Source organism: Parachryseolinea silvisoli (assembly GCF_021190955.1).
GTDB lineage: Bacteria > Bacteroidota > Bacteroidia > Cytophagales > Cyclobacteriaceae > Ohtaekwangia > Ohtaekwangia silvisoli.
Map to the genome: position 1 here is coordinate 116,502 of NZ_JAIOAO010000002.1, position 13,408 is coordinate 129,909.

The following is a 13,408-nucleotide window of genomic DNA, read 5'->3' on the forward strand; positions in this document are numbered from 1 at the left end:
GGCTGCTATTCCTGCTGTTTGACAACCGGCCATTGACGGTCTGCTTTCTGGATCAAAGCAGGTTGATCCTTTAGCCAGGATTGTTTTACTTTCATATTGTAATTGAAGTACAGTTTATCATTTACAATAGTCCAGGTGTCTGTTTGCGTGGGCGCCTTGTGTCCTTCGGCGGTACCGTAGGCGCAATAGCCTCCGTATTGCGGTATGTAGTGCGCTGGATTTGCTTTGAAGGTTTCCAGATTTGTTTTTGAAGAAAAGAGCCATTGTACATCTTTGTATTGATACGTCAGGCTATCAAAACCCTTTACAGCTTTAGATTCTTCAAAGAAAGCCACCGCGTCGTAACCGTTGATGGCTTTTCCATCCGGAGCAAATACCTCTTGTTTTTGGGCCGTTGCCCCTATTGCCATGAGCAGCATCAACACTGAAGCGATACATGAATTTTTCATTCTTTATTTTTTAAGGGTGAATAGCTTTTGTTTTTATTTCTGGACAAACTTTGCCCAATGCTGATCCGCGTTAGCTTTGAGATGCGTTTCATCTTCGTTCCAACTTTTGAGTGTATTGTTGAAATACTTGTTGTAGAATAGGTAAAGTTTGCCATTGACGATCTTGAATGTCTCCGGATCTACCTCCACCTTCTCGCCTTTGGCGCCCATGGCGTAAGCACACCAGCCACCATACTGAGGTTCGTATTTTGCAGGATTGACGTTGAAAGCATCCTTATTTTTAATGGTCGCAAAACGATAGGTAATACCTTCGTATGCCAGGCTGATCTCCTTTTTGCCCTCCATGGCTTTGTTGCTGGTAAAGTAGGCGACAGGATCGTATCCGCCGATCGCGAGTCGCGACTTTTCGACATTGAATTGTTTTTTGCGGATCTCAGGGCTCTGAGCCTGGAGACCTGTTACCACGACAAGGAAAATGATGATACTGCTGATTATCTTTTTCATGGATTACAAATGATTTCCGTTTTGGGTGGGATAAAGAAACGGAAGCAATATTTCACAGACGTTGCAGAAGTGTAACAAAATTATCACGACGCCATGTTGAAGCTTTCAGCACGCTGAAAGCACGCCGGAAAGTAAAAAAGGCATCTTCACTTTCGTGTAGATGCCTGATTTTCAGTGACCTCGGAGAGATTCGAACTCTCGACCCGCTGATTAAGAGTCAGCTGCTCTACCAACTGAGCTACGAAGTCATTTTTTTGGAGGCGTAATGTTACATCTTTTTTTCTAAAACTCCGCGGAGAGGACAATACGTACGCTCAGTCCCGGGGGTTTCATTTGTCTTCCAGCCTTCTGAAGATTCTGCCGACGCTAACGCCACGGGAGGCAAAGCCCGGAACCAAGGCGCTTTGGGCCACGTTCTCCTGGTAGCATTCTATTATAATTATGTTTCGAGGTTTTGATATTCGTCCGGAAGAGAGGGTTATTCTGACGGCCCGCATTCGCCAACGTGTGAAAGAGATGCTTCCGGCGGGGTGGCAGATCAGGCAGGTGGTAGAAGTGCCCTGTTCGGATACCGGCTGCCCCCTGCGCATTACCCGCGTTGACGTAACCGACCCGGCGGGCCAGGAGCAGTCGTGGAGTCTGCATGCCCCCCTTAGTTTGGTGACGGCCAAAGAAGTGGCCCAGTTGCTCGAAAAGCACGTTCCCGCGCCTTCTACCCACCCCAAAGGTAAATAAACATGCTATTTTGTTGACGTATTGAGATTTATTGATTAGCCTTGTTAAATTCAAAATTTAGACTAGTCTAAAAATTAATCGTATGAAAATTAAATATACCTTGATGGTATGGCTTATTACCGCATTTTGCGGCAGCCGCCTGATGGGACAATCGATCGGTATTATTCAAGGTACCATTACGACAGGTACCCAGGGTGCGGCGGGGATCCATGTAACAGTACCCGGCAAAGGTCGTGGCACGGTAACGGATGATCAAGGCAATTATACCCTGGCCAATGTGCCGTATGGCACGCATACACTCGTCGTGTCTGCAGTGGGTTTTAAGACCGTACGGCAGCCGGTGGATGTGAATAGCGCCGTGATTACACTGGATGTATTCCTGGAAGAAGACATGAGCACGCTGGACGAGGTGGTGATTACCGGTACCATGAAAGAAGTATCGAAGCTGGAGTCGTCGATTCCGGTGGAAGTTTATACACCTACACTCTTTAAGAAGAACCCTACGCCCAATATTTTCGAGTCGCTCAATATCATTAACGGCGTGCAGCCTCAGTTAAACTGTAATGTTTGCAATACAGGCGACATTCACATCAACGGGTTGGAAGGGCCGTATACCATGGTGCTGATCGACGGCATGCCGATCGTCAGCAGTCTCTCGACGGTTTATGGCCTGGCGGGAATCCCCAACAGTATGGTGCGCCGTATTGAAGTAGTGAAGGGACCGGCTTCGACACTGTATGGTTCGGAAGCTGTGGGTGGCCTGATCAATATCATTACGAAAGATCCGGCTTCTGCTTCGCGCGTACAGCTGGATGTGTTTGGCACCAGCGTGGGCGAGCTTAATGCCGATGCTACTTTTTCCTTTAAGGCAGGTAAGGCCACGTCGCTGGTCGGCATCAACCACTTTCGATATGATGAGCGGCGTGACATAAACGACGACAACTTTACCGACGTAACACTGCAGCAGCGCATTTCGGTGTTTAATAAATGGTCGTTTGCTACGCCTTCGGGCAAAAATTCATCCCTGGCGTGGCGTTTCTTTTACGAAGACCGGTGGGGCGGTGAGCTGCAATATGAGCGCCAGCACCGCGGCACCGATATATACTATGGAGAGTCGATCTACACCACCCGGTGGGAGCTGATTGGCAGTCATGCCTTGCCCGGTCGCGAAGCCTTTACCGTGGACTATTCCTACAACTATCATCACCAGGACTCCTATTACGGCACAGTGAAGTTCCTGGCGGATCAACAAGTAGTCTTCACCCAACTGCGCTGGAACAAAATAACCGGCGTGCACGACCTGCTGGCGGGTATACCCTTGCGGTATACCTACTACGACGACAGCACGCCCGGCACCACCCGCACCGACGGCAGCAACCGATCTATTAACACCGTGCTGCCCGGGATTTTCGTGCAAGATGAAATAAAACTGAGCCGCCAGTTTACCATCCTGGCAGGATTGCGGTATGATCATCATAACGTGCACGGCTCTATTGTTACGCCGCGCCTCAGCTTCAAGCTGTCGCCCGACGATGTTAGCGTGATTCGTCTGACGGGTGGTAGCGGCTACCGCGTGGTGAACTTGTTTACGGAAGACCATGCCGCCCTGACGGGCTCGCGGCAGGTGATCATTCGCCATGCCCTGCAACCCGAGCAGTCGTGGAATGGCAACCTGAACTATACCCGCAATGTCACGTTTGCCAGCGGCTTCCTGACGCTCGATGCTTCGCTGTTTTATACATACTTTTCCAATAAGATCGTGGGCGATTTTCTGACCGATGCCGACGCTATCATCTATGACAACCTCGACGGGCATGCCGTTTCCAAAGGCATTACGCTAAACGCTGATGCCAGCTTTACCAACAGCCTGAAGATCATGCTGGGCGCTACGTTCATGGATGTGTACCAGCAGAACCGTGTGAACGGCCGCGAGGAGCGCCAGCCACAGCTGCATGCGCCGCGCATCTCGGGCACGGGCACCATCAGCTATACCCTGCCCAATGGTTTGTGGAGTGTAGACTTAACGGGTCGCGCGAATGGGCCTATGCATTTACCCGTGCAGCCTAACGACTATCGCCCGGAAATGTCGCCTTTCTATGCTTTGTTAAACCTGCAGGTGACGCGCACGATCGAAACGAAGGGTGCTGCGCGGTGGGAAATATATGGTGGGGTAAAAAACTTGCTGGACTACAAACCGGGCGACCCGTTGATGCGGCCGTTTGATCCGTTTGATAAGAATGTCGCGGTGGATAATCCCAATGGATATACGTTTGATACGGCGTACAACTATGCGCCGATGCAGGGGGCAAAGGGATTTTTAGGGGTGCGTTGGACCTTGTAGTTGTATTATACCATCGGCCTGACCCTCTTTCTAAAATACGAGGCAAACCCTTTACCACTGTATAGGAAAACAACGGGAAGGATGGGCGCTAAAAAGCGTCCATCCCAGTCTTCTGACGTGATCCCCACACCGAATATCTGGATGGCCACGTATGCCAATGCGAATACACTTGCCGGGTTCAGTTTTTCCGACCGTATGCCTTTCACGAACAGAAAATAGGCCGGTAACAGCAGCAGCGTTGCGTAGAGATTATGGGTGACCGACCAGTAGGGGCGCACATGCGCCAGCAAAAAAAACACTTTGGTAAAGAAAAGCTGCATCCAGTATAACGGATGGTGAAGAATAAAGCTCACGATCTTCAGGAGTGGCGGCATGCCAGGGGGTGGCACGTACGGAACAACTGGCGGTGTGATGATCATCGTTTCGTACCCGGGCGTTGATGGCAATAGCCTGATGGCATAGATAACTTCACCCAGTCTATAGTTCTCCATCACCAGGTAAGTCGTCAGCATCCTGTTCACCAGCAAAAGGAAGATCAGCGTCGCAGCAACGCGTATGCTGTTTCGCAGTAATCGTGATTTTAATCGCCCGGGCGCATAGTGAAGAACCACAAAGAGAAGCGCTCCGGGCAATGCAATGCCTGTTGGCTTCATGAAGGCCGTGTACAAAACGACAAGCGCGGTAAGAATATGCCACACGGTGCTTTTCCGGCCACCATACAATTTCGATAAGAGAAAGAGTGAAAAGCATAGGAAGCTCGTGTAGATCGATTCAGCAAGCACGTAAGAATGCCACTGGCCGATATCGATAAAGAAAATGAATGCCACGGCGGTAAATACTGCGGCGAGGTTGTTGTTCCAGACCGTCAACGATGTAAAAAACAGTGCGATGACCGCTAATAAGCCCAGCGTATACTGACCCGCCACAATAATCTCAGCACTTCCTCCAACAAGCTGCACACCGAAGATGTAGAGCGCGTAGCCGATATACCAGAAGTTATGCGGATCGAAATAGAGGGTCTGATGCAGCCCGGTGGCATATTCGATGTACCGTGCAGAGTCGTTCACAACCTTGACACCATACTGACGATACTGAAAAGCGCTGACGGCGAGATAGAGTATCGAGATGAAGATGACCTGGCGTCGGGTGTCGTAAAACCAATGCATTGCCGGCAAAGATAACCAGTCCTTGTTATTTGATTAACAGATCATTAGACACAAAAAAAAGACAGGACAATTCGAAGATTTCAAATTTGTCCTGTCAGGTGGGCAATACTGGGTTCGAACCAGTGACCCCTACCTTGTCGAGGTAGTGCTCTAAACCAGCTGAGCTAATTGCCCGATTACGGGGCGAATCTAAAAATAAAAGCGAAGGTTGCAAACAGTAGCCGTTAGCAATCGTTTTATATTGTAGAAGAAAGTCTACGTTGCGATGCCACTTTTAAAGTTATGGCCCGATTCGTGCAGCAATAAGTGGGATCAACGGCCGTTTATGGTTTTTTGTACTATCTCCCAGTACTCCTCTTCTACATAATGTTTCCATGCTAAGAACGGTATTATTTGTGGCAATGGTCCTGATGTGGACGGGGCTGTCGGCGCAAATTGATTCTGTCAAGAATCGAATCATGAATAACCGGGTTTCTAAGGAGGTAAAAAACCGCATCTGGAGAAAGCAGAAGGATACGACGGTCGTGGCAGTGAAAAGCGAGGCAGCCTTTATGCCCTACAAGGACAAATTTATCCGCCGAATCTACATCCGGCAGATCGGTTTTGAGCGGTCAATTTATGATTCGTCCAGGCGAATTCGTGACCGTATTACGCGCCTGGCCAACACCCTGCACTATGACACACGTGAGAGCGTGATCCGCAATCATTTGTTCTTACGTGAAAAGCGACAGCTAAATCCGTACAAAGTGGCTGACAACGAGCGCTACCTACGCGACCTCGATTTTATTCTCGACTCGAAGATCATTGTGCACCGCGTTCCCGGCCAGCGCGACTCAGTCGACCTGGAAGTGGTTACGCGCGACGTTTTTAGCTTGGGTTTTACCGGATCCGTAAAGGGCCTCGACGAATATGTTGTGGGTGTGTACGATGCGAACGTCGGCGGAATGGGGCAACGCGTGCAAGCCGACCTAGGTTTTGAAGGTGGGCGCAATCCCGCGTTTGCATGGGATGTCATCTACCGCAAGTCCAGTATTATGGGCACGCTCATTAATGCCTATGCAGGCTATACGCGACTTGACAACTCGCGCAGCCTGGGCGAAGAATACGAGCATGCCTTTTTTGTGCGGCTCGACCGGCCACTGGTGTCACCGTACTCGCGGTTTGCCGGTGGGTTCGAAGCAAGTCAGAACTGGTCAAAGAATGTGTATAGAACGTCGGACTCACTCTTTCGCCAGTACCGGTATAATTTCGAAGATGTATGGGTGGGTTATAACCTGGGCGCCAATAGCTTTACCAACCGCCATCGTTACTTTGCGGCGATGCGTTATTTCCGCCAGCATTATTCGAAACAGCCATCGCAGGAATGGGACCGTGTCCGCGGCTTGTATAACGACCAACGTTTTCTGTTGGGCTCGTTTACGTTTTACGATCAGAACTTTTATAAGACCCGTTATGTGTACGGCTTTGGACGAACGGAAGACGTGCCGTACGGGCAAACCATCACGCTTACTTCGGGATGGATGGAGGAGCTCGCTGAAAAGCGCCTGTATTCAGGTTTATCTGTCTTAAAAAGCTTCGTGCACAAGGGGGGCAATTTTTACCAGATTGAAGGCGCCTTCGGCACTTTTTATCGCGCTAAAAAAGCAGAGGATGCGTTCCTCTCCATTAGCGGGCAATATTATAGCAAGTTGTTCGCCACCAAAAGGTTTAAGGTACGTCAGCTGGTAGAGGGGGGGTATGCCCGCGCCTTTAACCCTCGTATACGCGAGATGCTCACCTTGAACGAAGAGCTCAAGGGGTTTTCACCCGACAGTCTCTACGGTGCTCAACGAATCATTCTGCGTACAGAGACAACGTTATACACCTCCTGGATATTTGCCGGCTTTCGTTGTGCGCCCTTTGTGTCGTTAGAGAGTGCGCACCTGCGCGCGCAGGCACCCGTCGTGTTACCGAAGAACTTTTTCTTTGGCGCCACCGGTGGGTTTCGCATCCGAAACGAAAACCTGATTTTCGGCACGATCGAGCTTCGCGCCTTCTACTTTCCCGAAGCCATCGACGGCGTAGACCATCTGAGTTTTCGGATTACGACGAATCTTCGATTGAAGTACAGCGGACGGTTTGTAACACCCCCTTCCCTGGTACGCTACAATAATTAGGATCTATAAAAAACCAAAGGCCAGTCTCCGTGAGGAAACCGGCCCAGGCATTTACACTATTTAGCTTTATTCCGATCGCAGCGAGTTGACCGGGTTGGTCGTCGCTGCACGGACCGATCGATATCCTACTGTTGCGAGCGCGATGAGCAAGGTTATGCCAATCGACATCACGAAGATGTCGGCGCCAATGTCAATTTTATAGGCATATTCGCTTAGGAACTGGTTCATTACCACCCACGCCACGGGTGCGGCGAGTACAAAGCCGATGATGATGAGCCGCACATATTCTTTCGAGAACATCAACACGATGCTTTCCGCAGAAGCGCCCAGCACCTTGCGGATGCCAATCTCTTTTGTCTTCTGGTTGGTCATGAACGTTGCCAGGCCGAAGAGACCGAGGCAACCGATGAAGATGGCCATGGACGTAAAGATGGAAAGCATGACCGACATTTTCTGTTCTTCTTCATAGAACTCGCGAATATCCTGATCCAGGAAAGTATAGGCGAAGATGTGTTCGGGATAGGCGGCCTCCCATTTTGTTTTCATTGTTTCGATGATCTCCTGGCTGCGTGCCATGTCGATCTTTAAGGCCAGTCCGTTATACCCCCGCAGGCTGTTAAACATGACAGCGGCACCCATCGGATCGTGTAGCGACTGCGTGTGAAAGTTTTGAACCACGCCCACCACGGGAAAGGCCTTGCCCCACACTTTGATCTCAGTGCCGATCATGTCCGGCGGATTGTTGAATCCGGCGAGCTTTGCCGTCTTTTCGTTAACGATATATCCGCGGGCTGTGTCGAGGTCTTGCACATTCTGACCGGCCAGGAGATTGAGCTTATACAGCTCGATGTAATTACCGTCGATCTGTTTGATCTCGATTTCCACTTTTTTGTCGACACCGTTGATCCTAAGCGTTGTACCCTGTACGTTGCCCGACGACGGCGGGGCACTGGCCAGACTAGCAATTGTCACCCCCGGCACACGCGCCATCTCGTCGCGCAGCGTGCGCATCTTGCTTGCACCATCACCCTCCCCGGCATTCTCGCGCTCGGGTATCGCCACGTTGATGATGGCATCCTGCACAAAGCCCAGGTCTTTCTTTTGGTAAAAGTCCATTTGCCGGATGATGATAATGGTGCCGATAATAAAGAGCTGCGAGATACAGAATTGGACTACCACGAGCGTGCGACGCAATGCATAGCTGGAGGAGTTCTTATTGCCCACGAGGTTCTTGAGTGCAAAGGCAGGACTATATCCCGACACCACAAAGGCCGGGTAAAGGCCTGAACATACCGACACCACCACGGTTACCGTCAGCAGATAGGCCCACAGCGAAGCAGCTGTTATGTCAAGTTTGAGCGATATATCGAGGAAGGTATTGATATACCCCAACGCAATCTGCGTGATGACCAGGGAGAGGACCACCGCTACAATTGTCACCAACGATGTCTCGCCAAGGAACTGCGCGATTAGCTGCGCACGCGTGCTGCCCAGCGATTTGCGCACCCCAACTTCTTTCGATCGCTTAATCGCCTCGGCGGTAGACAGGTTGATAAAGTTTATACATGCTGTAATGATGAGGATGATACCGATTACCCCCAGGGTGGAAAGGGTTGCACGCGAGATGGTAGAATGCGAATATGTACCGAAGCGTTTGTCGAAGTGCATTTCCGCCATGGGCTGTAAAAAGAACGTCGTCTTATCGGGATCGTCTTTGCCGAGGTATTTCAGCCCGAAGTCTGGCAGGCGTTTGTCAATGGCGGCCGCCTGCTGCTCGTCTTTTAACAATATATAACATTGTTGTTCGCTCCAGGTATTGCCCCAGCCGGGTTCTTCGGTTTGTTTCTCAATCGTACTATAGGAAAGAAACAAGTTGAAGGGAAAGTCGGTTGCCGCGGATGCTTCGTCCACAACAGTGGTGATCTTATAGGTTTGCTTATCAAAGATAATTTCTTCACCAATGACGTCTTCACGTCCGAAATATTTGCGCGCCCAGGAAGCGGCGATAACCGCTTCGTTCGGCTCATCCAGGCCTTTGACCGGATCGCCTTCTACAACGTGACGATCAAACAGGCGAAAGAAACCTGGCTCGGTAAACGTGATGCCCTTTTCTTCCAGATATTTTTTGGATTCACCATGGGCTTGCGGAATGGTGATCATGTCGTCGCCGCGATTGGATATAAACACCACTTCTTCCACTTCCGGAAAATCGGTGCGAAAGGCATCGGGCAATGCCGGCGGCACCCCCTCTCCATAGTCTTTCCCTTCGTTACCTTCGGACTGGCTCACCACCCGATAGATGCGATCGCGACGGGACTGGTCGGCGTCAAAGCTGCCCATGAAGTTTACCATCAGGAACAGGATGAGTCCGCAGGTGATACCCAGCGTGAGCCCTGAGAGGTTGATAATCGAAATGCCCGCATCCCGAAGCAGGTTTCGAAAGGCTGTCTTGAAATAGTTTTTCAGCATGGTACGAAGTTATCCGGCGATGGAATACCAAGATCAATGCCAGCACGGAAAATCCTGTAAAAGGGCTCTCTTAGCTATTCGAGGGGCATGGACTTGTCCGAATGTGTGTTGGACTGTCCGGGACCGGACGGTTCAACAGTACCTTTGGAAGCTGCTAGGGCATTTCTATTTTCTCTTTCTGCGTAGTGATCACCCGCACCAGTTCATCTGTTTCGTTCTTGCTGAGAGACAATCGCGCGGTAAGCAAGTCTAGAATTTCAATTACAGCTTTTTTAGCATCGGCGATCTCCGTGGAGCTTCGTGAGATTGCCCTGCGGTGTTGTTCAATCTCGGCATCAGCAGAATTGTGGCTCGGTTCGTTAATGTTGGCGACAATGCCCTGTATCCTGTTCAATTTATCAAATACGGTTTTCACGTCATTGGTTAGTGCTACCTTGTTCGTTGGGTCGTTCCATTGATCATCATCCTGTAACTTGGAGACGCTTTCATAATAATATTTCATGTCATGCCATGTGGATCGATAGCGGCTGATAATTACTTTCTTTAGGTCGGATGAATTGATGATGGCATTGTGAAGATCAGGATCGGTGAGAGCCTGTAGACTGCCAAGCGGATATAGTAACTCCTTGATGTTGGCGTATATCTTCTTCAGCTCGGTCACCTTACCATTGGATTCTTTAATAGACTTGTTTAAGTTCGTTAGATTGTCGGCGTTGTCTTGCTGCAACTTTTTCAAGGCTTTGTCGACTTCCAGTTGTGTTTTCTCCTTCTGCTTATTTTTGGCTTCTTTGTTTTCTTTCACCTTGTCAATAACGGCATTGGTACCTTCTACGAGTTTGGGAATGAGTGTGGAGGCAATCAGCGTAATGGGGTCCTGCGCCTGAATGCGCGTGGCGAATGTCGCCACCAGCATAAACGTGAAGCATGTGAATTTCATGGGGATATTATTTTTGGGGTTGTACTGTTTCGGGAACTATTAGATTTGATTGCAGGATGTTCTGTACAAAAAGATCAACGCAACATTTGCTGAGCGTGCCCGCATTTGGTTTTGATCTCTGGAAATACTGGTACGAGAATCTTTCTAAAAGATCACGCAATTCTTGAATGCGACTCAAGTCATTCCGCGTGGAGGTAAAATCGACCGGTATCAGGTTATGCACCAAAGAAATTTCATTGCATAGTTTGCCCCTGCAGTCGATCACACCCCTGGATAGGTATTTATCTTCCAGGCGGCTGAGTTGATCGCGTAGCGTTGAAATGCGTATCCAGCTATCTCGTACGCTCAAAAAAGCGATTTTTACAACGCCGTCATCTATAGACACCGCCGCGCGCTTAACCTGGTCTTCCGTACCAGTGGCACCCAGGAATATAATTTGCTCGGTGAGATCATTTAGCAGCCGTTGTAAGTTCAGAATCTTTGCGCTACGAATCGCTTGCTCTTCGCTTGTACGGTTCACAAAAGAAAAAGAGATAGATTGTTCAAGCTCGCCCTTTATCTCAGCTGCTTTCAAAGCAGGATGCAGTGAGTCGAACTTGGTGAGGATCATCTGCTTCACCTGCTCCTTGGCAAGGAGATGCTGTAATGCGGATCCTTGCAATGCCTGCTTCGCTTCGAAACGCTCAAACTCTTCACGCATGGCTTCGTCTACACCGCGGATTTCCGCCATTTCCAGACGTGCGTTGTCATATGCCCGCTCAGATCGCTCGCGTGCCTCGCGCGGAGCACTATCGTATTCCCGCTGCTGGGAGGCGCACCGACGTGCGCTAAGCATGATACAGAAAAACAGCACGATGCGTATTTTCATGTTTCAGGTGTTAGATATTTAGTGTTTGTAGTCGTATGCCGTGGCACCCGGAGAGAATACACCACGGCATCTGCTAGTCTCTATTCTTTTGCGTAGCCGGTTTGCTGGCCAACTCAAAAATGTTGTATCCGAGCCCAATTCCCAGCCACGGCGAGTCACGGTAGATCCAATCGCGACCAACTTTACCCGACGGTATATCGAGACCGCCGGAAATACCCAACTGAAAATTGTCGATAAAAAAGATCACCGACAGCGGAATCGACAGGCAGGCCACGTTGGTGGCTTCAGAAAGTGTCCCTTTCGTATCTTCTGTTGTCATGGGAACGGAGGTGATGGAGACGCCCGTCATTGGCGCGACAAAGACATTACCACCGAGTCTCATGCGATACCCGAAGGACACACCCAGATTCACATTGGACGTGAGATCGAAAAAGCGATCTTTACCGTCACCGAAACGCATTTTGATAGGCGTGGTAATGGCACCGAGGAGAAACCCTGCCCGTGGCAACTCATCGGCAGGCAGCGCCTTGTTGGCCAGGTTTGCCGCCGAAAGCTTGAAATATAGCCGTTGATTTTCGTCTGCTTTGGCTACACCCGACACCATTTGTGTAGTATATACATATTTAAGATTACTGTCCGAGCTTTTATCTCCTCTCCATTCGAGGAATGAGATGACAACCGCGCTGTGATCGCTCATGATCCTTTCGACTTTAAATTTATAGCCGCTCTTGGCAATCATATTATTTGTACCAGGTGCCACCGTGCCATCCAGGACACACGGTGTTATCTCGCTATCTTCAATAAACTGATAGAACAGTTTGAAGTCTTGCGCTGGGGCGTATAGTACACTTCCTGTCAGAAGGGTCGCGATGAGGAGTAGAACTTGTATTTTCATATCTATTAAGATTTAAGCCTGAGGTTATAATAGAGTCTTTTTTGAATTTCTCCGTTGACTACATCAAAGCTAGAGACTATACATGGGGATGATCAATACCTAGCTGGTGGTATTCGAAAAGATAATATGAATACCCAGGGCCACAGTTAAAAAAACAATATCTTGGTAGCAGTGAGAGAATACCTCCTGGTGGGTATTGGAGCTGGTATGGGCTAACCATTAATTTCGATCCCTCTAACAAAAAAACACTAACCCTTATATTTTATGAAACCTACCTTTCTCGTTCCCTTTGCAAGTTTACTACTGATGGTGACGCTGTCTGCCTGTCCAGGCAAAAAAGAGGACAGTGCCCGTACAACAGCGTCTGCAGGAGGCGATTCACTGAAAGCCTTGTTCCAGGTACTGCCGCATCCCGACTCTAACAAGGCGTTGCTAAACCGACTTTGCGCCCTACGCGTGATGGATCCGGATCGGGGCGAGGCAATAGACTCATTACGGGCAGCGCGCAAGATCAGGGCCTATAAAGATTTTATGAGCCAGGCGGCAGAGGAAGCCGGTTATGAATATAGGGCAGAAAACGATGCCTATGGTTTTTCATTCGGCATTAACACGCTAAACGAAATGGTACAGGCCATCAACCGATATAACGTTGCTCATCCCAACGACGCTGTTGCGGGCATCCGTATCTATATGGGACGCGCCGTACATGAAGGCCAGCAGATGAATGATGTCTTGCTGATGCCCGTACTGAAAAGCGGCCACAACTTCTACAATATAGATCCTGATTTTACTAAAGCGAAAATATTTCTTAATGAAAAGATTCACAAAGACATTCCACCGCCCATGTACAACACTTCTGCCCCCTGTCCTAACCGGTGCCAATAGCCT

Annotated in this window: 11 protein-coding genes and 2 tRNA genes; 4 read left to right on the top strand and 9 right to left on the bottom strand. The window is 49.5% G+C overall.

Annotated elements, in window-relative coordinates; all coding sequences use genetic code 11:
* Positions 1–5: 5 nt before the first annotated feature.
* The 3 genes from K7P01_RS10215 to K7P01_RS10225 form a co-directional block, all read right to left on the bottom strand.
* Entirely contained in the window at positions 6–449 is a 444-nt protein-coding gene (locus K7P01_RS10215; protein ID WP_267292591.1) for a YHS domain-containing (seleno)protein, read from the bottom strand.
* Between the two features lie 33 nt (positions 450–482).
* Entirely contained in the window at positions 483–953 is a 471-nt protein-coding gene (locus tag K7P01_RS10220) for a YHS domain-containing (seleno)protein (protein WP_267292593.1), read from the bottom strand.
* Between the two features lie 175 nt (positions 954–1,128).
* A tRNA-Lys gene (locus tag K7P01_RS10225) sits at positions 1,129–1,201 on the bottom strand.
* Between the two features lie 193 nt (positions 1,202–1,394).
* Here K7P01_RS10225 and K7P01_RS10230 point away from each other — a divergent pair.
* Together K7P01_RS10230 and K7P01_RS10235 are read left to right on the top strand one after the other, a co-directional pair.
* Positions 1,395–1,688 carry a hypothetical protein gene (locus tag K7P01_RS10230; RefSeq protein WP_267292595.1) on the top strand — a complete coding sequence of 98 codons (294 nt, stop codon included), beginning with the start codon at positions 1,395–1,397 and terminating at the stop codon, positions 1,686–1,688.
* Positions 1,689–1,770: 82 nt separating this feature from the next.
* Positions 1,771–4,029, top strand: coding sequence for a TonB-dependent receptor (locus K7P01_RS10235; RefSeq protein WP_267292597.1), 2,259 nt, complete (start codon positions 1,771–1,773; stop codon positions 4,027–4,029).
* Between the two features lie 5 nt (positions 4,030–4,034).
* On the opposite strand, the gene K7P01_RS10240 is transcribed toward K7P01_RS10235, so the two are convergent.
* Positions 4,035–5,195 (bottom strand): hypothetical protein, encoded by a 1,161-nt coding sequence (locus tag K7P01_RS10240; RefSeq protein WP_267292599.1) that lies wholly within the window; start codon positions 5,193–5,195, stop codon positions 4,035–4,037.
* A gap of 99 nt (positions 5,196–5,294) precedes the next feature.
* Positions 5,295–5,369: transfer RNA gene (locus K7P01_RS10245), tRNA-Val, on the bottom strand.
* 200 nt (positions 5,370–5,569) lie between these two features.
* Between K7P01_RS10245 and K7P01_RS10250 the strand changes: the two genes are divergently transcribed.
* Positions 5,570–7,351, top strand: coding sequence for a BamA/TamA family outer membrane protein (locus K7P01_RS10250; RefSeq protein ID WP_267292601.1), 1,782 nt, complete (start codon positions 5,570–5,572; stop codon positions 7,349–7,351).
* 66 nt (positions 7,352–7,417) lie between these two features.
* On the opposite strand, the gene K7P01_RS10255 is transcribed toward K7P01_RS10250, so the two are convergent.
* The 4 genes from K7P01_RS10255 to K7P01_RS10270 all read right to left on the bottom strand — a co-directional run bounded on the left by K7P01_RS10255 (position 7,418) and on the right by K7P01_RS10270 (position 12,520).
* Entirely contained in the window at positions 7,418–9,820 is a 2,403-nt protein-coding gene (locus K7P01_RS10255) for an ABC transporter permease (RefSeq protein ID WP_267292603.1), read from the bottom strand.
* Between the two features lie 154 nt (positions 9,821–9,974).
* Entirely contained in the window at positions 9,975–10,757 is a 783-nt protein-coding gene (locus tag K7P01_RS10260; RefSeq protein ID WP_267292606.1) for a hypothetical protein, read from the bottom strand.
* A gap of 7 nt (positions 10,758–10,764) precedes the next feature.
* On the bottom strand, positions 10,765–11,625 hold the full coding sequence (locus K7P01_RS10265) for a hypothetical protein (protein WP_267292608.1): 861 nt from the start codon (positions 11,623–11,625) through the stop codon (positions 10,765–10,767).
* 73 nt (positions 11,626–11,698) lie between these two features.
* On the bottom strand, positions 11,699–12,520 hold the full coding sequence (locus tag K7P01_RS10270; RefSeq protein ID WP_267292610.1) for a hypothetical protein: 822 nt from the start codon (positions 12,518–12,520) through the stop codon (positions 11,699–11,701).
* Between the two features lie 264 nt (positions 12,521–12,784).
* Here K7P01_RS10270 and K7P01_RS10275 point away from each other — a divergent pair, with 264 nt between their 5' ends.
* Entirely contained in the window at positions 12,785–13,405 is a 621-nt protein-coding gene (locus K7P01_RS10275) for a hypothetical protein (protein ID WP_267292612.1), read from the top strand.
* Positions 13,406–13,408: the final 3 nt, after the last annotated feature.

Excerpts from the sequence above, each read along its gene's own strand:
- K7P01_RS10215 (WP_267292591.1), bottom strand. The coding sequence starts at position 449 with ATGAAAAATTCATGTATCGCTTCAGTGTTGATGCTGCTCATGGCAATA.
- K7P01_RS10240 (WP_267292599.1), bottom strand. The coding sequence starts at position 5,195 with ATGCATTGGTTTTACGACACCCGACGCCAGGTCATCTTCATCTCGATA.
- K7P01_RS10250 (WP_267292601.1), top strand. The coding sequence starts at position 5,570 with ATGCTAAGAACGGTATTATTTGTGGCAATGGTCCTGATGTGGACGGGG.
- K7P01_RS10255 (WP_267292603.1), bottom strand. The coding sequence starts at position 9,820 with ATGCTGAAAAACTATTTCAAGACAGCCTTTCGAAACCTGCTTCGGGAT.
- K7P01_RS10235 (WP_267292597.1), top strand. The coding sequence starts at position 1,771 with ATGAAAATTAAATATACCTTGATGGTATGGCTTATTACCGCATTTTGC.
- K7P01_RS10260 (WP_267292606.1), bottom strand. The coding sequence starts at position 10,757 with ATGAAATTCACATGCTTCACGTTTATGCTGGTGGCGACATTCGCCACG.
- K7P01_RS10275 (WP_267292612.1), top strand. The coding sequence starts at position 12,785 with ATGAAACCTACCTTTCTCGTTCCCTTTGCAAGTTTACTACTGATGGTG.
- K7P01_RS10230 (WP_267292595.1), top strand. The coding sequence starts at position 1,395 with ATGTTTCGAGGTTTTGATATTCGTCCGGAAGAGAGGGTTATTCTGACG.
- K7P01_RS10265 (WP_267292608.1), bottom strand. The coding sequence starts at position 11,625 with ATGAAAATACGCATCGTGCTGTTTTTCTGTATCATGCTTAGCGCACGT.
- K7P01_RS10270 (WP_267292610.1), bottom strand. The coding sequence starts at position 12,520 with ATGAAAATACAAGTTCTACTCCTCATCGCGACCCTTCTGACAGGAAGT.
- K7P01_RS10220 (WP_267292593.1), bottom strand. The coding sequence starts at position 953 with ATGAAAAAGATAATCAGCAGTATCATCATTTTCCTTGTCGTGGTAACA.